This window comes from Streptomyces sp. NPDC028928 (genome assembly GCF_055564915.1).
This window is the reverse complement of the sequence record NZ_JBVHVI010000013.1, coordinates 222,954-240,612: the sequence shown is the minus strand read 5'-3', so window position 1 is coordinate 240,612 and position 17,659 is coordinate 222,954. Positions and strand designations below refer to the sequence as shown.

Genomic DNA, 17,659 nt, shown 5'->3' with positions numbered 1-17,659 from the left:
TTGTCACCCGTTTCCGGTTCCGGAGCGAACCCGCTTCGTGACCCGGCCGACCGACGGCTCCCGCGCATCGCGGGGCCGTCGGGCCTGGTCATCTTCGGCGTCACGGGCGACCTGTCGCGCAAGAAGCTGATGCCCGCGGTGTACGACCTCGCCAACCGGGGTCTGCTGCCGCCGGGGTTCTCGCTGGTGGGCTTCGCCCGCCGCGACTGGGAGCACGAGGACTTCGCCGAGGTCGTCCACGACGCGGTGAAGGAACACTCTCGCACTCCGTTCCGTGAGGAGGTCTGGCAGCAGCTCATCCAGGGGATGCGCTTCGTCCAGGGCACCTTCGACGACGACGAGGCGTTCGAGCGGCTGCGCGCCACCATCGAGGAGCTGGACAAGGCACAGGGCACGGGCGGCAACTTCGCCTTCTACCTGTCGGTGCCGCCGCGTTCCTTCCCGGTGGTCATCCAGCAGCTGAAGAAGCACGGCCTGGCCGACCAGACCGGCGGTTCCTGGCGGCGCGCGGTCATCGAGAAGCCGTTCGGCCACGACCTCGCGTCGGCCGAGGAGCTGAACAAGGTCGTGCACGAGGTGTTCGAGCCGGACCAGGTGTTCCGGATCGACCACTACCTGGGCAAGGAGACCGTCCAGAACATCCTGGCGCTGCGCTTCGCCAACACGATGTTCGAGCCGATCTGGAACCGGTCCTTCGTGGACCACGTCCAGATCACGATGGCCGAGGACATCGGCATCGGCGGCCGGGCCGGCTACTACGACGGCATCGGCGCCGCCCGGGACGTCATCCAGAACCACCTGCTCCAGCTGATGGCGCTCACCGCGATGGAGGAGCCCGCCTCCTTCGACGCGGACGCGCTGGCCGCGGAGAAGGAGAAGGTGCTCGGCGCCGTCCGGCTGCCGAAGGACCTGGGCGCCAACACCGTGCGCGGGCAGTACGCGGCGGGCTGGCAGGGCGGCGAGAAGGTCATCGGCTACCTCGAAGAGGAGGGCATCGACCCGAAGTCGAAGACCGACACCTACGCCGCGGTCAAGCTGGAGATCGACAACCGCCGCTGGGCGGGCGTCCCCTTCTATCTGCGCACCGGCAAGCGCCTCGGCCGCCGCGTGACGGAGATCGCGGTCGTCTTCCAGCGGGCCCCGCACTCCCCCTTCGACACCACGGCCACCGAGGAACTGGGCCAGAACGCGATCGTCATCCGGGTCCAGCCGGACGAGGGCGTCACGGTCCGCTTCGGCTCCAAGGTGCCGGGCACCTCGATGGAGATCCGGGACGTCTCGATGGACTTCGCCTACGGCGAGTCGTTCACGGAGTCCAGCCCGGAGGCGTACGAGCGGCTCATCCTGGACGTGCTGCTGGGCGACGCCAATCTCTTCCCGCGCACGGAGGAGGTCGAGCTGTCCTGGAAGATCCTCGACCCGATCGAGGAGTACTGGGACCAGCACGGCAGGCCCGCGCAGTACAAGTCGGGCACCTGGGGTCCCGTGGAGGCGGACGAGATGCTCGCACGAGACGGACGGAGCTGGCGCCGGCCATGAAGATAGACCTGACCGACACCACCGCCGGAGAGATCAACAAGGCGCTCGTGCAGGGCCGCCGCGCCATCGGCACGCCCGCCGTCGGCATGGTCCTGACCCTCGTCATCGTCACCGACGAGGAGAACGCCTACGACGCCCTGAAGGCCGCCAACGACGCCTCGCGCGAGCACCCCTCGCGCACGCTCGTGGTGATCAAGCGGGTCTCCCGCTCGCCGCGCGACCGCACGACCTCGCGTCTGGACGCCGAGGTGCGGGTGGGCGCGGACGCGGGCACCGGCGAGACGGTCGTCCTGCGGCTGTACGGCGAGGCGGTCGACCACGCCGACTCGGTGGTCCTGCCGCTGCTGCTGCCGGACGCCCCGGTGGTCGTGTGGTGGCCGGTGAACGCCCCGCTCGACCCGGCGAAGGACCCGCTGGGCGCGCTCGCCCAGCGCCGGGTCACCGACAGCTACGCCTCCGAGCAGCCGGTGCGGGAGCTGTCGGCCCGCGCCGCGGCCTACACGCCCGGCGACACCGATCTGTCCTGGACGAGGATCACGCCGTGGCGTTCCATGCTCGCGGCGGCGCTCGACCAGGTCACCTGTGAGGTGAAGGCCGTCGAGGTCGAGGGCGAGGAGTTCAACCCGAGCTGTGAGCTGCTGGCGATGTGGCTCGCGGACCGGCTGGACGTGCCCGTGAGGCGTTCGCTGTCGTCGGGCCCCGGTCTGACGGCGGTCCGCATGGACACCAGCCAGGGCCCGATCGTGCTGGACCGGGCCGACGGCTCGCTGGCCACGCTGTCCATCGAGGGCCAGCCGGCCCGCGCGGTGGCGCTGAAGCGGCGGGACACGGCCGAGCTGATCGCGGAGGAGCTGCGCCGGCTGGACCCGGACGACACCTACGCGTCGGCGCTGCGCTTCGGTGTGGAGCGGCTGAACACGGTTCCGGAACAGTCCGTCAAGGAGCCGGTGGCCGAGCCCGAGCCCGAGGAGGAAGCGGCCAAGGCGCCGGCCAAGAAGGCGGCGGCCAAGACCGCGAAGAAGGCACCGGCGAGGAAGGCGGCGGCGAAGTGAGCACTCCGCAGCTGGTCGTCCACCACGACAAGGAGCTGATGGCGCAGGCCGCCGCGGCCCGCCTGATCACGAAGATCGTGGACGCGCAGGCCTCCCGGGGCACCGCGTCCGTGGTCCTCACGGGCGGCCGCAACGGCAACGGCCTGCTGGCCGCGCTGGCGGCGGCTCCCGCCCGGGACGCCATCGACTGGGGCCGCCTCGACCTGTGGTGGGGCGACGAGCGCTATCTCCCTGAGGGCGACCCCGAGCGCAATGTCACGCAGGCCCGCGAGGCCCTGCTGGACTCCGTGCCGCTGGACCCGGAGCGCGTGCACGCCATGCCCGCCTCCGACGGCCCGTACGGCGCGGACGTCGACGCGGCGGCGGAGGCGTACGCGGCGGAGCTGGCGAAGGCGGCCGGCCCCGAGAACCACGGCTCGGTGCCGACGTTCGACGTCCTGATGCTGGGCGTCGGCCCGGACACCCATGTGGCCTCGCTCTTCCCCGAGCTGCCCGCGGTCCGGGAGACGGAGCGCACGGTGGTCGGCGTCCACGGCGCCCCCAAGCCCCCGCCGACCCGGATCTCCCTCACCCTCCCGGCGATCCGCGCGGCCCGCGAGGTCTGGCTCCTCGCGGCCGGCGAGGACAAGGCGGAGGCCGCGGCCATCGCCCTGTCGGGCGCGGGCGAGATCCAGGCCCCGGCAGCGGGCGCCTACGGCCGCTCCCGCACGCTGTGGCTGCTGGACTCGGCGGCGGCCTCCCAGCTGCCGAGGTCGCTGTATCCGCCGGCGTCTCCGTGACGTTCGGGCGTGGGTAGTCGCGGCGGGGGTTTCGGCCCCCGCCGCTCCTATTTCACCGATCCCGCCATCACGCCCTGCACGAAGTGCCGCTGGAAGGCGAAGAACACCACCACCGGCACGATCAGGGACAGGAAGGCGCCCGGGGCCAGGACGTCGATGTTGCTGCCGAACTGGCGGATCTGGGACTGGAGTTCCACGGTCAGCGGCTGGGCAGAGCTGTCGGCGAAGAGGAGGGCGACCAGCATGTCGTTCCAGACCCACAGGAACTGGAAGATGGCGAGCGAGGCGATCGCCGGGCGGCCCACCGGCAGGACGAGCCGGGTGAAGATGCGCCACTCGCTGCCGCCGTCCATACGGGCCGCCTCCAGCATCTCCTTCGGTATCTCCGCGAAGTAGTTGCGGAGCAGGAAGACGGCGAAGGGGAGGCCGTAGGCGACGTGGAAGAGGACGACTCCCGGGATCGTGCCGAACAGGCCCAGTTGGCCGAAGAGTTTGGCGACGGGGAGCAGCCCGATCTGCACCGGCACCACCAACAGGGCCACCACCAGCAGGAACAGCGGTTCCCGGAGGGGGAAGTCCAGCCAGGCGAAGGCGTATCCGGCGAGGGCCGCGATGACGACGACCAGGGTGGTGGCCGGCACCGAGATCAGCACGGTGTTCCAGAAGGCCTGGGTGATGCCGGCGTTCTTCAGCAGCGCCGCGTAGTTGTCGAAGGACAGCTGGCCGGGGCCGGCCAGCGCCGTCCACCAGCCGCCCTTGGCGGTGTCCTGGGCCGAGCGGAGGGAGGACAGGAACAGGCCCGCCAGCGGGGTCAGCCAGACCAGGCCGATCACCACCAGGAACGCCTGCACCAGGGCGCTGCCCAGGCCTCTCCTGATCGCGTTCATCGCTGACTCCTCATCGTTGACTGTTGCGGAAGCGGCGGACGTTGAAGACCATCGCGGGGATCACCAGCAGCAGCAGGAGCACGCCGAGGGCGCTGCCGAGGCCCTGGTCGTTGCCGCCGCCGAAGGAGACCAGCCACATCTGGGTGGCGAGGACGGTGGCGTCCTCCTGCACCGGGCCGGGCGCGATGATGTAGACGAGGTCGAAGACCTTCATCACGTTGATCACCAGGGTCACGAAGACCACGGTGAGCACGGGCGCGAGCAGCGGCACGGTGATCCGGCGGAAGATCTGCCACTCGTTGGCGCCGTCCATCCGGGCGGCCTCCAGCGTGTCACGCGGGAGCGTGGCAAGGCCCGCGCCGATCAGGACCATCGCGAAGCCCGTCCAGATCCACAGGTAGGCGCCGATGATCGCCGGGGTGACGAGGGTCGGGCCGAGCCAGGAGACACCCTGGTAGGGCGGGGCGAAGTTCGACTTCGGGAGCTTCACCGTGTACGAGCCGTCGTGCAGCCCGGTGAAGCGGAAGGAGCCGTCGGCGGCGGTCGTCGTGCTCGCGACCGTCTCTCCGTCGCGCACCGCCTCGACCTTCATGCCCGGCAGGCCGCTCTCCTCGGGGTCGACCTCGCCCTGCTTCCCTCCCCCGCCCGGGGTGAAGTCCAGGTAGACGACACCGCGCAGCTCGTCGGGTCCGGCCTTCCGCGGGGCCGGTGCGGCGGTCCGGGCCTCGGCGGGCAGGTCCTTGGGCAGGACGCCGACCATCGGGAGCGTCACCGGCCGGCCCGGGTGGGCGGTCGTACGGTAGGAGCCGTCGTGGTCCTGGGTGAGCAGTCCGGTGCGGCCGCGCGCCGTCGGGTAGGTCGACGTGCCCTGGAACGCGTCGTGGACGGAGACGACGGCCGCGTTCAGCACGCCCTTGTCGGGGTCCTCGTCGTAGGCGAGCCGGAAGATGATGCCGGCGGCGAGGAAGGACACCGCCATCGGCATGAAGAGCAGCAGCTTGAACGCGGTCGCCCAGCGGACCTTCTCCACCAGGACGGCCAGGATGAGGCCGAGGCCGGTGAGCAGGGCGGGGGCGACGACGACCCAGATGGTGGTGTTGCGGATGGCCTTGAGGGTGGCCGGGTCGCGGAACATCTCGGTGTAGTTGTCGCCGCCGACGAACCGGGTGCCGGAGGCGTCGAAGAAGCTGCGGCCGACGGAGAACAGCACCGGGTAGACGACGAGCGCGCCGAGCAGGAGCAGCGCGGGGAAGACGAAGAGCAGGGCGATCAGCCGGCCGCGCCGCCGGCCGCGGCGCACCGGCGCCGGGCCGGCGGCCCGCGGGCCCGCCTGCTGTTTCGAAGCGGTGGTGGCGGTCATGGTGTGCTGCCGCTCAGTCCTGGTAGGCCTTGGCCGCCGCGGCTTCGAGCTTCGCCGCGGTGCCCTTCGGGTCGGAGGGGTCGCGCAGGAAGTCCTGGAGCAGCTTCCACTCGCCGGTGCCCTTGGTGCCGCCGAAGGCCGCCGGGGCCTGGTCGGACATGTCGAAGCGGACGGAGTCCCCTGCGCCGACGAGGGACTTGGCGGTGGCGCGGGTGACGTCGTCGCCGTAGGAGGCGAGGTCGAGCTTCTTGTTCGGGGACAGGAAGCCGCCGGCCTTCGCCCAGACGGCCGCGGCCTCGGGGGTGGCCAGGTACTCCAGGAGCTTCATGCCGGCCTTGGCGTTCTTGCCGTCCTTGAGCACGACGGCCGCGTCACCGCCGCTGACCACGGGTGCGGTGCCGCCGTCGACCGCGGGGAAGGGGAAGAAGTCCGCGTCCTTGCCGATGGCCTTGCCGAACTGGTCGTGCGCGACGCCGGCGACGAAGTCGCCCTCGTAGACCATGCCGGCCTCCGGCTTGGGGCCGAACACCTTCTCCACCGAGCCGGGGAAGTCGGTGTTGAGGGCCTCCTTCTGGCCGCCGGCGACGAGTTGCCTGTCCTTGAAGAGCTTGCCGAGGGTGGTGAGCGCCTTCACCACCGTGGGGTCGGTCCACTTGAGCTTGTGGGCGGCGAGGGCGTCGTACTTCTCGGGGCCGGCCTGGGAGAGGTAGACGTTCTCGAACCAGTCGGTCAGGGTCCAGCCGTCCTGTCCGGCGACGGCGAAGGCGGCGAGGCCGGAGTCGGAGACGGTGTGCCCGGCCTTGAGCAGCTCGTCGTACGTCTTCGGGGGCTTGACCCCGGCCTGGGCGAGGGCGTCGGGGCTGTACCAGACCGTGGACTTGTGGGCGGCCTTGAAGTAGAGGCCGTAGAGGGCGCCGTCGACGCTGCCGTACGTCTTCCACACGGGCGCGTAGTCGGCGTCGATGGTCTGCCGGGCGGTCGGCGAGAGCGGCTTGAGCCAGCCCTTCTTCGCGAACTGCTGCAGGACGCCGACCTGCGGGACCATCACGACGTCGGGCGCGTTGCCGCCCTCGATCTTGCTGCCGACGACCGTGGAGACGTTGTCGCCGGTCGACACGAACTGGGTCTTGGCGCCGGTCTTCTCGGTGAAGGCGTCCAGCACCTTCTGGAAGTTCTTCTGCTCGCTGCCGGACCAGACGCCGGCCACGGTGACGGTCTGGCCGCTGAGCGCCTTGTCGCCGCCGCCCGCGGAGACGTCACCGCCGCCGCAGGCGGTGGCGCCGAGGGCGAGGGCGAGGGCGGTGCAGCCGGTGAGCAGGGTCGTGCGTCGTCGCATCATCGTTGACGGACCTTTCCTTCGAGGAGGGGTGATCAGAGGTCGTTCAGCCACCAGGCCGCCGTGGCGCCGGGCAGGACGCCGGGCGGGCAGGGGCCGCTGGAGAGCAGGGGGGTGCCGGAGACCGGCGCGGGGGCGCCCGCCGTACCGAAGTTGACCGCGCAGACCAGGCCGTCGCCGCGGGTGAAGGCGAGCACGCCCGGCGGGCTGTCCAGCCACTCCAGCGGTCCCTCGCCCAACTGGGGCAGGGATTTGCGCAGTTGCAGGCCGTCCCGGTACAGGTGCCAGAAGGAGCGGGTGTCGGCGAGGGCGCGGTCGGTGGCGTACTCGGCGAAGTAGTCGGGCTGCGGCAGCCAGGGCTTGGCGCCCTCCGCGCCGGAGGTGAAGCCGAACGGGGAGGCCTGCCCGGACCAGGGCAGCGGCACCCGGCAGCCGTCGCGGATCCGGGCGCGGCTTCCGGTGCGCCGGAAGATCGGGTCGGTGAGCACGTCGTCGGGCAGGTCGACGACCTCGGGCAGGCCCAGCTCCTCGCCCTGGTAGATGTACGCGGCTCCGGGCAGCGCCAGCATCAGCAGCGCGGCGGCGCGGGCGCGGGCGGCGCCGAGGCCGCTGCCCCCGGGAGCGGGTTCGCCGTAGCGGGTAACGGTGCGGACCTGGTCGTGGTTGTTGAGGACCCAGGTGACCGTGGAGCCGGTGCCGGCGATGTCCTGCATGGCCTCGGAGATGACCTTGCGGAAGGCGTCGGCGTCCCAGGGGGCGCCGAGCAGGTCGAAGAAGAAGGCCTGGTGGAGTTCGTCGGGGCGGACGTACAGAGCGTGTTCGCGGGCGGTGGGGACGGAGACCTCGCCGACGAGCAGGCGCTCGCGGCCGTCCCGGTCGGCGTACTCGTCGCATATGGAGCGCCAGCGGCGCCACACCTCGTGCACCTCGGGCTGGTTCCAGGCGAGCGGGTTGACCGAGTCGCGGGTGCGGGCGTCGGCCTCCGGGTCGTCGGAGTCGGGCAGCTCGGGGTGTTTGAAGAGGCCGGCGGCGACGTCGATGCGGAAGCCGTCCACGCCCCGGTCCAGCCAGAACCGCAGGACCCGGTCGAACTCGTCGGGGATCTCGGGGTTGCGCCAGTTCCAGTCGGGCTGCTCGGGCGTGAACATGTGCAGGTACCACTGGCCGTCGGCGACCCTGGTCCAGGCCGGGCCGCCGAACATGGCGTGCCAGTTGTTGGGCGGCTCGCTGCCGTCGGGGCCGCGGCCGTCGGCGAAGTGGAAGCGGGCGCGGGCCGGGCTGCCGGGCGGGCCGGCCAGCGCCTCGCGGAACCACGGGTGCTCGCTGGAGCAGTGGTTGGGGACGATGTCGAGCAGCACCCTGATGCCGAGCCGCCGGGCCGCCGACATCAGCAGGTCGAACTCGGCGAGGTCGCCGAAGACCGGGTCGACGTCGCGATAGTCGGCCACGTCGTAGCCGTGGTCGTGCTGCGGCGAGGGGTAGAACGGGCTCAGCCAGATCCCGTCGACGCCGAGCTTCTTCAGGTACGGCAGTCCGGCCCGGACGCCCGCGAGATCACCGATGCCGTCGCCGGTGCTGTCCAGGAAGCTGCGGACGTAGACCTGGTAGATCACGGCGTCTCGCCACCAGTGGTACTTACTCAACATGCATGCATGTTAGGTAGGCGTGTCGCGACGATGTCAACGAAAAGAACAGTGGTTACTGGAGAGTTGGGGTGGCAATTCAGGACTTACCGGGACACTCGGACCCCAGTTGAGATGTCCGCGTTACCTAACAAGTAACTAGCGACGGGCGATGGCGTCGAGTTCGCGTGCCAGCCGGCGCACGGCCTGCCCGGGCGTCTGGCGCCCGGTGAGCGCGTCCTGCACGACCGCCTGCACGGCCAGGCTCACCTGGTCGTAGTGCGGGCTCTTGGGGCGCGGCCGGGCGGTGAGGACGGCCGTGCGCAGGGTCGCCAGATAGGGGAAGCGCCTGACGAGGGCGGGGTCTTCGTACAGCGCGGCCCGCACGGGCGGCAGCGCGCCCCGGGTGAGCACCTGGCGCTGCACGGGCGCGCTGGTGAGATAGGCGATCAGGCGCGCGGCGGAGTCCGGGTGCCGGGCATGGGTGTTGACCGCGAGGTTGGAGCCGCCGAGGACGCTGGTCCCCGGTCCGTCCGGACCCGGCAGCGGTACGGCGCCGATCTTCCCGGCGACCTTGGAGCCCGGTTCCGAGGCGACGGCGTAGGCATAGGGCCAGTTGCGCAGGAAGAGCAGCCTGCCGTCCTGGAAGGCCTGCTTGGACTCCTCCTCCTTGTACGTCAGCGCCCGCTTCGGGATCCACCCCTCGCGGACACCCCGGGCGAGGAAGCCGATGCCCTCGCGGGCGGCGGCCGAGTCGACGGTGACACGGGTGCCCTCGCCGCCGAGGATGGTGCCGCCCGCCGAGTACACCGCCTCGGCCGCGTTCACGGTGAGGCCCTCGTACGGCAGGAACTGTCCCGCGTAACCGTCGAGTCCGTACTTCGGCGCGAGGGTCTTCGCATCGCGCTCCAGCTCGGCCCAGGTGTGCGGCGGGGACACGCCCTCCTTGTCGAGAATGTCCTTGCGATACAGGAGAAGTCCGGCGTTCGTGACGTACGGGACCGCGTACAGCCGTCCGTCGTACGTCGCCGTGTCCACGACCGGCGGCAGGAAGCTGTCCAGCGGGAAACGGTCGCGGGGCAGCGGGCGGATCCAGCCGGCCGCCGCGAACTCGGACGTCCAGTCGACGTCGATGTTCAGCACGTCGAACCGGCCCCGGTCGCCGCCGCGCAGGTCGGTCGTCATCTGCGCGTGCGTCTCGTCGGCGGAGTCCGGCAGCTCGACCAGGGTGACCCGCTCGCCGGGATGAGTGCGGTTCCAGCCCTTGAGCAGCGGACCGAGATAGCCGGTCAGGTCGCCGGCGGTGGCCAGGGTGAGCGGGCCGCGGCCGCCTCCGCCGGCCTCGTCGGCACGGGCGCCGGAGGCGACGTACCCGGCCAGGATCACGACGAGAACGAGAAGGCCCCTACCGGCGGTGTGTATCCACCGCATAGGTTCCTCCCTGTACACCGGCACCCCGGGCACCCTCGCCCGGGGACAGAGGCCATGTATACCCGTTAGGTATGCGCGATACTAGGGCGTGGAGCACATGGAGCAGACAGGAGGACAGCACGAGTGCGCCTGCACCTCCTGGCACTCCTCGCCCGCGGCCCGGCCCACGGCTACGAGCTGAAGCAGGACCTTGAGCAACTGCTGGGCGCCGCGTACCCTCAGCCGAACGTCGGCCAGATCTACGTCACCCTCGGCCGCCTGGAGAAGTCCGGGCTGATCGAGGGCGAGGACGTCGAGCAGTCCAGCCGGCCCAACAAGAAGGTCTACCAGCTCACCGACGCCGGGCGTGAGGCGCTGCGCGCCTGGTTCGAGGAGACCGAGGACGAGCCGCGGGTGCGGGACGAGTTCTTCATGAAGCTCGCCCTCGCCCCGCAGACCGGTCTCGCCGACCAGATCGCCCTCATCAACAAGCAGCGGCGCCAGTACCTCAACACCATGCGCAACCTGTCGAAGCTGGCCGCGGCCGAGAGCCGGGACAACCGAATCGCCCATCTGCTGATCGAGGGCGCGATGCTGCACCTGCAGGCCGACCTCGACTGGCTGGAGCGGTGCCAGGAGGAACTGGAATGAGCGAGGACACTCCGGTTCTGCGGGCCGAGAACACTCCGGTTCTCCGGGCCGAGGGCCTGGTCAAGACCCACCACGGCGAGGGCGCGCCCGCGCACGCCGTACGCGGGGTGGACCTGAGCGTGGCCCGGGGCGAGTTCGTGGCGATCACCGGGCCGTCCGGGGCCGGCAAGTCCACGCTGCTGCACCTGCTCGGCGGGCTCCAGCGGCCGGACCGGGGCAGCGTCTGGCTCGACGGCCGGTGCACCGACTCCTTCAGCGAGGCCCGCTGGGCGGTGGAGCGCAGGAAGGCCATCGGGTTCGTCTTCCAGTTCTTCAACCTGGTGTCGAACCTGTCCGTCGCCGACAACGTCGAACTGCCCGCCCTGCTGGCCGGCGTCCCGCCGAAGAAGGCGCGCGCCGAGCGGGAGGCGCTCCTGGCCGAGCTGGGCCTGGAGGGCAAGGAGCGCAGCATGCCGGGCGAGCTGTCCGGCGGCGAACAGCAGCGGGTGGCGCTCGCCCGGGCGCTGGTCAACCATCCGCCGCTGCTGCTCGCGGACGAGCCCGCCGGCAGCCTGGACAGCAAGGGCACCCGCGAGGTGATGCGGCTGCTGACCCGCTTCCACGGACGCGGGCAGAGCATCGTCCTCGTCACCCACGACGCCCGGCTGGCCAGCGCCGCGGACCGGGTGATCAGCTTCTTCGACGGCCGCATAGCCGACGACGCGACCCTGGACGGCGCCCCGCCGCCCCGCCGTGCCGGCATCTCCGGGGTGCTGGAGCTGAGGGACTGACCGTGCTGGACCTGAGGGACGTGCGAGCCACCCTGCGCTGGGCCCACTCCGACCTGCGCACCCACCGCGGCGAGGCGCTGTTCCTGGTGCTGGCGACCGCCGGCATCGTCGCCTCGCTGCTGCTGGCCACCGCCCTGTTCGGCTATGCCACGAACCCCTGGGAGCGGACCTTCGCCGAGGCACGCGGAGCCCATGTGTGGCTGCACACCGCGCGGTCCGCCGACGCCGGGAAGCTGGCCCGGCTCGACGGCGTCAGCTCCGTCGCCGGCCCCTACCGCACCGAGTCCGCCACCGTCGCCGCCCGCGGCACCCGCGCCGCCGTGGAACTGCGCGGCACCCCGGACCTGCCCTCCGTCGGCCGGCCCCTGCTCACCGCCGGGCGCTGGCTGGATACGGCCGCGCCGGACGGCGTGGTGCTGGAGAGCAGCCTGGCCCGCGCCCTGCTGGCCGAGCCCGGCGACACCCTGACCCTGCCCGGCACGGCCCGCACCCTCACCGTCGAGGGCATCGCGGACAGCGCCGAACCCCCGTACCACCCCGGCGAGCAGCCCGGACTGGTCTGGGCGCTGCCGTCGGCGGTGCGCGCCCCGGCCGGCCAGGTCGTCGGGCTGCGGCTCGGCGACCCGGCCGACACGGACTACGCCGTCCAGCGCGCCGTCACCGTGCTGGGCGCCGGCGCGGTCGGCGAGGTCTCCACCTGGCAGCAGGCCCGGGCCGAGGCACAGGGCGCGGGCCGGCTGCTGGGCCAGGTGCTCGGGCTGTTCGGCCTGGGCGCCCTGGTCGCCGCCGGGTTCGCGGTGCACGGCGCGATCGCCACCCGCATCCGCGGGCATCTGCGCGACCTGTCGGTGCTGAAGGCGATCGGCTTCACGCCCGGCCAGGTCGTACGGATCTTCCTGCTCCAGCACCTGGCGTACGCCCTGCTGGGTGCCGTCGCCGCGGCGGCCCTCACCGAGGGGCTGGGCAGCCGGGTCCCGGGGCGGCTCGGGGACGCGGTCGGGGTGTGGCAGGGGCTGCCCGGGCACACCCTGGCGCTGTGCGCGGTGCCGGCGGGCGCGGTGCTGTTCATCGGCCTGACCACGGGGCTCGCGGCCTGGCGGGCGGGCCGGGTGCCGCCGGTTCCGGTACCGCGCCCGGCCGCGCCCGGGGGCGGACGGCTGACCGGGCCGGCCCGCCTGGCCCTCGGCCTGCGGCTGCCGGCCGCGCTGGTCCTCGGCTGCCACAAGGCGTTCGCGGGACGCGGCCGTTCCCTGGCCACCGTGGCCCGGCTGACCCTGCCGCTGGTGCTGATCGTCGTGGCGCTCAGCGCCTGGACCACCATCGACCGCCTCCACAGCAGCCCCGAACGCGTGGGGCTGCCGGCGGCGCTCACGGTCCGCTCGGACGGCGCCCTGGACACCTCCGGCGTACGGGCCGTGCTGACCGGTGACCCCCGGGTCGACGCCGCCTACCCGGGCGTCGAGGTGGCCGCGCTGGTCCCCGGCCAGACCGGCACCATCGCCCTGCGCGGCATCGGCACCCGCGCCGAGCCCTACCCCTACGCCCTCGCCGAGGGCCGCGCCGCGCGGGGACCGGACGAGGCGGTGGCCGGGCAGGGCCTGCTCGACCTGCTGCACGCGCGGGTCGGCGACTGGGTGCGGATGACGGTGGGCGACCGGCCGCAGATCCTGCACATCGTCGGCCGCACCCTGGAACCCCGCAACGCCGGCCGGGTCGTGACCACCTCCCTGGACACCCTCCGCGAGAACGACCCGCGGCTGGCCCCGGCCTTCTACGAGCTGCGGCTGCGCCCGGGCGCCGACCCGCACCGCGTGGCCGCCGCGCTCGCCTCGGCCGGCCGCGGCCACCTGGAGGTGCATCCGGTGACGAACCCCGCCGACGGGCTGTCCCCGCTGCGCGGTGTCGTCGCCGGCCTGATCGCCGTCCTGGCCCTCATCGGGCTGGTCGAGCTGCTCACCGCGATCGGCGGCAGCGTCCGCGAGGGCGAACGGGACGTGCTCGCGCTCCGGGCGATCGGCATGTCACCACGGCAGATCACCGCGATCACCGTGACGGCGACGAGCTGTACGGCCCTGGTCGCGGTCGTCGCCGGTACGGCGCTGGGGCTGCCGCTGGCCCGTCGGCTGATCGACGCCCAGGGCGGTTCCAGCGGCATCGGCGCCGGTATCGCCCAGTCCCCCTCCCCCGGTCCGCTGCTCCTGCTGGGCACGGCCGCCGTGCTGGGGGCGGCGGCACTGGCCACCCTGCCCGCGTCCCGGGCGGCCCGCCGGCGCCTCGCGGACACGCTGAGCGCGGTCGCGTGAGCCGCGTTCAGGCGGAGCCGGAGTCCACGGAGCCCAGGTCTTCGAAGAACGAGTCGTCCCATAGTTCGGGGCTCTCCCCGATGTCGGAGAGCAGCTCACCGAACATCGGGCCGTCGAAGAGCAGGCCGTTGTACTCGTCCGGGACGCGCACGTCGTTGATCTCCGCCGTCGGCGTACCCGGCCCCCTCGGCGCCTCCGCCCCGCCCGCACGCTCGTACGCCTTCTCGGCCGCGGTCACGAACGAGCGGTACTTCATGGTCTTCACCGCCGAGTCGAACTCGGGGCCGCGCAGCCCGTCGATGCGCCCGGCCAGCTTGAGCAGGTAGGCGTCCGTGAATCCGTCGACGCTCTCCTCGGGCTGGTGGGCGTAGAGCATGTCGTGGTATTCGGCGAACCTGCCGGATTCCAGCGCGGCCCGCAGGGCGTTGACCGCCTTCCTGGACCCGGAGCCGCCGAGCCGGTCGTCCAGGAAGGAGGCGAGGGTGTACTCGATCTTCACCTCGCGGCGGACCGCGGCGTTGTGCAGCTGCGGCGCGCCACCCCTGATCTCGAACTCCTCGCACACCGGGCACCGCGGGTCCTCGTACAGACGTACGGTCACCGGGGCGTCCGGGTCGCCGACCACGATGGTCGTCCCATCCGCCGCGAGCCGTTCCGGCACGTCCTCCGGCCCGGCGTAGTCCTCCTCGGCCGTGGCCGTCGGACGGCCGCCCCTCGCGTCGTCCGACGGCTCCTGTCTGCTGCCGCAGCCCGCCGCCGACATCCCCACCACGGCCACCGCGACCGCCGCGGCGAACCCTCTGCGCATCATTGCGTGCTTCCTCCCCTGGATCAGCGGAACCCTAGGTGATCAGCACGGAGAACGCACAGCCGCGGCGGTTCACCGTGACCCGTGGCCGGGCCGGTTCAGCTCCGGCCGCGCAGCTCCCGGTACTTGGCGACCAGCGCCTTGGTCGACGCGTCCAGGCCGGGGACGTCGGCGCCCTCGGTGAGCGCGGGCTCGACGCGCTTGGCGAGGACCTTGCCCAGCTCCACGCCCCACTGGTCGAAGGAGTCGATGTTCCACACCGCGCCCTGCACGAACACCTTGTGCTCGTAGAGGGCGATGAGCTGGCCGAGCACCGACGGGGTCAGCTCCCGGGCGAGGATCGTGGTGGTCGGCCGGTTGCCCTGGAAGGTCTTGTGCGGGACCAGCTCCTCGGCGACGCCCTCCGCGCGGACCTCCTCGGCGGTCTTGCCGAAGGCGAGCGCCTGGGTCTGGGCGAAGAAGTTGGCCATCAACAGGTCGTGCTGGGACTTGAGTTCACCGCTCAGCTCGGCGACCGGCTCGGCGAAGCCGATGAAGTCCGCCGGGATCAGCTTGGTGCCCTGGTGGATCAACTGGTAGTAGGCGTGCTGCCCGTTGGTGCCCGGGGTGCCCCACACCACCGGCCCGGTCTGCCAGTCGACCTGCTTGCCGTCCCGGGCGACGTACTTGCCGTTGGACTCCATGTCCAGCTGCTGGAGGTAGGCCGTGAACTTGGAGAGGTAGTGGCTGTACGGCAGCACGGCGTGCGACTGAGCGTCGTGGAAGTTGTCGTACCAGATGCCCAACAGGCCGAGCAGCAGCGGGACGTTGGTTTCGGCGGGCGCGGTGCGGAAGTGGTCGTCGACGATCCGGAAGCCGTCCAGCATCTCCCGGAAGCGGTCCGGGCCGATGGCGATCATCAGAGACAGGCCGATCGCGGAGTCGTACGAGTACCGCCCGCCGACCCAGTCCCAGAACTCGAACATGTTGTCCGGGTCGATACCGAACTCGGCGACTTTCTCGGCGTTCGTGGACAGCGCCACGAAGTGCTTGGCCACCGCGGACTCGTCACCGAGCGCGTCCAGCAGCCACTTCCGCGCCGACGTGGCGTTGGTGATGGTCTCGATGGTGGTGAAGGTCTTGGAGGCGATGACGAACAGCGTCTGTGCCGGGTCGAGGTCCCGGGTGGCCTCGTGCAGGTCGGCGCCGTCCACGTTGGAGACGAAGCGGACGGTGAGGTCGCGGTCGGTGAAGCTGCGCAGCACCTCGTACGCCATCGCGGGACCGAGGTCGGAGCCGCCGATACCGACGTTGACCACGTTCTTGATGCGCTTGCCGGTGTGTCCGGTCCAGGCGCCGGAGCGGACCCGCTCGGCGAAGTCGCTCATCTTGTCGAGCACGGCGTGCACGGCCGGGACCACGTTCTCGCCGTCGACCTCGATCACCGCGTCGCGCGGGGCGCGCAGCGCGGTGTGCAGCACGGCCCGGTTCTCGGTGACGTTGATCCGCTCCCCGCGGAACATGGCGTCCCGGAGGCCGAAGACGTCCGTCGCCGCCGCCAGCTCGCGCAGCAGCCGCAGCGTCTCGTCGGTGACCAGGTGCTTGGAGTAGTCGATGTACAGGTCGCCGACCTGGAGCGTGTATCCGGTGCCGCGCGCGGGGTCGGCGGCGAACAGCTCCCTCAGATGGGTGTCGGCCAGCTCCTCGCGGTGCTTGGCGAGAGCGGTCCATTCGGGCGTCCGGTTGAGCCTGGTACGGCCGTCTGCGTTCATTTCCGACTTCAGCCTTCTTTCGTGCCTGTCCCAGCTGTTCCAACCTAATTGATCACCGCGCGGCGTGAGCCGTCGTGACGCCGTCGTCCGGTGCAACGACAGGTACGTCCTCCTTGCGGACCGGTATCAGCGAGATGACGGACAGGACGAAGAAAGCGGCCGTGAGCAGGGCCGGTGTGTTGAGGCCCCAGGCCGTGGCCACGGCGCCGCCGAGGAGCGCGCCCAGCGGGGCGCCGGCGACGGCCAGGGTGCGGAAGGCGGAGCCGACCCGGCCGAGCATGTCGGCGGGGGCGCGTTGCTGCATCAGGGTGGTGCTGTTGACGTTCCACAGCATGCCCATGAACCCGAAGACCGCGAGGGCCGCCACCAGCGCGTCCAGGCTGCGCACGGTGCCCATGACGACGAGGGCGCCGGTCTGCGCGGCACCGGCGAGCAGCACGGTCCGCAGCACGCCGAGCGCGGGCGAGATCCACCGGTTCGCCACTCCCCCGGCCAGGCCGCCGAGGGTGTACGCGGTGACCGCCGCCGCGTATCCGCCGCTGCCCGCGTCCAGCCAGCCGGTCACGAGGACCACCAGGGTGGCGATCAGGGCGCCCATGCCGATGTTGCACAGGGCCGTGGAGGCGCACAGGCCGCGCAACGCCCGGTCCTGCCCCAGGGCGCGCAGCCCGTCGGCGATGTCCCGGCGCAGGGTGCTGCCCGCGGGTCTCGGCGCGCGCTCGGGTGCGGCGGCCGGCAGGGAGGCGACCAGCGCGGCGGCCAGGAGGAAGGTGGCCGCGTCGGCGGCGAAGGGAACGGCCGCTCCCGCGGCGACCAGGACCGGTACGGCAGGCGCCCCCAGCAGGCCGCCGGCGACCTTCTGCCCGGTCATCAGCCGGGCGTTGGCACTGCCGAGGGCTTCCCGGTCCACCAGCGCCGGCAACAGGGCCGTGGCGGCGTTGTCGAACAGCGTCTGGAGCGTGGTCAGCGTGAAGGCGAGCGCGATGAGCAGGGCGATCGAGGCGTGGCCCAGGGCGACGGCCACCGCGAAGGAGGCGACGAGCAGCCCGCGTACCGCGTCCACCGTCCACATCGCCCGGCGTTGGTCCACGCGGTCGGCGAGCGCTCCGCCGAGCAGTCCGAAGACGATCCAGGGCAGGTACCCACAGGCGGTCACGGCGGCGATGAGCAGCGGCCGGTCGGTCAGCGAGGCGGCGAGCAGCGGCAGCGCGGCCGTACGCAGTGCGTCACCGAAGCTGGAGAGCACGGCGGCGCTCCACAGCCGCCCGAAGCCCCCGCGCCACGCGGGCGCACGCCTGTCGTCCGTCCCGGTCGCCGTCACAACTCCCCCTCGCGGTTCTCGCCTTCACGAAAACCGTAGAGGGCACCACTGACAATCGGTCGGCGTCGAG

Annotated in this window: 14 protein-coding genes; 6 read left to right on the top strand and 8 right to left on the bottom strand. The window is 71.9% G+C overall.

The window, feature by feature from the left end; translation table 11 throughout:
• From zwf to pgl, 3 genes are read left to right on the top strand one after another with little or no spacing between them, the layout of a single operon-like run.
• Positions 1 to 1,539, top strand: a complete 1,539-nt coding sequence (gene zwf / locus ACZ4U1_RS29775) for a glucose-6-phosphate dehydrogenase (RefSeq protein WP_467907241.1) — start codon at positions 1 to 3, stop codon at positions 1,537 to 1,539.
• Complete coding sequence (gene opcA / locus ACZ4U1_RS29770; protein ID WP_467907240.1) at positions 1,536 to 2,591, top strand: glucose-6-phosphate dehydrogenase assembly protein OpcA; 1,056 nt, start codon at positions 1,536 to 1,538, stop codon at positions 2,589 to 2,591. Before zwf ends, opcA begins: the two co-directional genes overlap by 4 nt.
• Positions 2,588 to 3,370, top strand: a complete 783-nt coding sequence (gene pgl / locus ACZ4U1_RS29765; RefSeq protein WP_467907239.1) for a 6-phosphogluconolactonase — start codon at positions 2,588 to 2,590, stop codon at positions 3,368 to 3,370. The genes opcA and pgl overlap by 4 nt, the downstream gene beginning before the upstream one ends.
• A gap of 47 nt (positions 3,371 to 3,417) precedes the next feature.
• Here the strand turns inward: pgl and ACZ4U1_RS29760 are convergent, their stop codons facing one another.
• The 5 genes from ACZ4U1_RS29760 to ACZ4U1_RS29740 all read right to left on the bottom strand — a co-directional run bounded on the left by ACZ4U1_RS29760 (position 3,418) and on the right by ACZ4U1_RS29740 (position 10,006).
• Positions 3,418 to 4,257 (bottom strand): carbohydrate ABC transporter permease, encoded by an 840-nt coding sequence (locus ACZ4U1_RS29760; protein WP_467907238.1) that lies wholly within the window; start codon positions 4,255 to 4,257, stop codon positions 3,418 to 3,420.
• A 10-nt stretch (positions 4,258 to 4,267) separates the two neighbouring features.
• Positions 4,268 to 5,617 (bottom strand): ABC transporter permease, encoded by a 1,350-nt coding sequence (locus ACZ4U1_RS29755; protein ID WP_467907237.1) that lies wholly within the window; start codon positions 5,615 to 5,617, stop codon positions 4,268 to 4,270.
• A gap of 13 nt (positions 5,618 to 5,630) precedes the next feature.
• Positions 5,631 to 6,956: an ABC transporter substrate-binding protein gene (locus ACZ4U1_RS29750; protein WP_467907236.1), complete on the bottom strand. Its 1,326-nt coding sequence runs from the start codon at positions 6,954 to 6,956 to the stop codon at positions 5,631 to 5,633.
• Positions 6,957 to 6,988: 32 nt separating this feature from the next.
• A complete protein-coding gene (locus ACZ4U1_RS29745; RefSeq protein WP_467907235.1) occupies positions 6,989 to 8,599 on the bottom strand; it encodes a glycoside hydrolase family 13 protein in 1,611 nt (536 codons plus the stop codon).
• Between the two features lie 135 nt (positions 8,600 to 8,734).
• Positions 8,735 to 10,006 carry an ABC transporter substrate-binding protein gene (locus tag ACZ4U1_RS29740; RefSeq protein ID WP_467907234.1) on the bottom strand — a complete coding sequence of 424 codons (1,272 nt, stop codon included), beginning with the start codon at positions 10,004 to 10,006 and terminating at the stop codon, positions 8,735 to 8,737.
• 123 nt (positions 10,007 to 10,129) lie between these two features.
• On the opposite strand from ACZ4U1_RS29740, the gene ACZ4U1_RS29735 reads away from it, so the two are divergent.
• From ACZ4U1_RS29735 to ACZ4U1_RS29725, 3 genes are read left to right on the top strand one after another with little or no spacing between them, the layout of a single operon-like run.
• Complete coding sequence (locus ACZ4U1_RS29735; RefSeq protein ID WP_189307724.1) at positions 10,130 to 10,636, top strand: PadR family transcriptional regulator; 507 nt, start codon at positions 10,130 to 10,132, stop codon at positions 10,634 to 10,636.
• Positions 10,633 to 11,406 (top strand): ABC transporter ATP-binding protein, encoded by a 774-nt coding sequence (locus tag ACZ4U1_RS29730; RefSeq protein ID WP_467907233.1) that lies wholly within the window; start codon positions 10,633 to 10,635, stop codon positions 11,404 to 11,406. Before ACZ4U1_RS29735 ends, ACZ4U1_RS29730 begins: the two co-directional genes overlap by 4 nt.
• A 20-nt stretch (positions 11,407 to 11,426) precedes the next feature.
• Positions 11,427 to 13,709, top strand: coding sequence for an ABC transporter permease (locus tag ACZ4U1_RS29725; protein WP_467907323.1), 2,283 nt, complete (start codon positions 11,427 to 11,429; stop codon positions 13,707 to 13,709).
• Positions 13,710 to 13,716: 7 nt separating this feature from the next.
• Here the strand turns inward: ACZ4U1_RS29725 and ACZ4U1_RS29720 are convergent, their stop codons facing one another.
• From ACZ4U1_RS29720 to ACZ4U1_RS29710, 3 genes are all read right to left on the bottom strand, one after another.
• On the bottom strand, positions 13,717 to 14,520 hold the full coding sequence (locus ACZ4U1_RS29720; protein ID WP_467907232.1) for a DsbA family protein: 804 nt from the start codon (positions 14,518 to 14,520) through the stop codon (positions 13,717 to 13,719).
• 95 nt (positions 14,521 to 14,615) lie between these two features.
• Positions 14,616 to 16,268 (bottom strand): glucose-6-phosphate isomerase, encoded by a 1,653-nt coding sequence (pgi, locus tag ACZ4U1_RS29715; protein ID WP_467907231.1) that lies wholly within the window; start codon positions 16,266 to 16,268, stop codon positions 14,616 to 14,618.
• Positions 16,269 to 16,320: 52 nt separating this feature from the next.
• Positions 16,321 to 17,589: an MFS transporter gene (locus ACZ4U1_RS29710; RefSeq protein ID WP_467907230.1), complete on the bottom strand. Its 1,269-nt coding sequence runs from the start codon at positions 17,587 to 17,589 to the stop codon at positions 16,321 to 16,323.
• Positions 17,590 to 17,659: the final 70 nt, after the last annotated feature.

Coding starts and splice junctions, on each gene's coding strand:
- pgi (WP_467907231.1), bottom strand. CDS start 16,268: ATGAACGCAGACGGCCGTACCAGGCTCAACCGGACGCCCGAATGGACC.
- ACZ4U1_RS29740 (WP_467907234.1), bottom strand. CDS start 10,006: ATGCGGTGGATACACACCGCCGGTAGGGGCCTTCTCGTTCTCGTCGTG.
- ACZ4U1_RS29755 (WP_467907237.1), bottom strand. CDS start 5,617: ATGACCGCCACCACCGCTTCGAAACAGCAGGCGGGCCCGCGGGCCGCC.
- ACZ4U1_RS29745 (WP_467907235.1), bottom strand. CDS start 8,599: ATGTTGAGTAAGTACCACTGGTGGCGAGACGCCGTGATCTACCAGGTC.
- ACZ4U1_RS29760 (WP_467907238.1), bottom strand. CDS start 4,257: ATGAACGCGATCAGGAGAGGCCTGGGCAGCGCCCTGGTGCAGGCGTTC.
- ACZ4U1_RS29730 (WP_467907233.1), top strand. CDS start 10,633: ATGAGCGAGGACACTCCGGTTCTGCGGGCCGAGAACACTCCGGTTCTC.
- ACZ4U1_RS29720 (WP_467907232.1), bottom strand. CDS start 14,520: ATGATGCGCAGAGGGTTCGCCGCGGCGGTCGCGGTGGCCGTGGTGGGG.
- opcA (WP_467907240.1), top strand. CDS start 1,536: ATGAAGATAGACCTGACCGACACCACCGCCGGAGAGATCAACAAGGCG.
- ACZ4U1_RS29750 (WP_467907236.1), bottom strand. CDS start 6,956: ATGATGCGACGACGCACGACCCTGCTCACCGGCTGCACCGCCCTCGCC.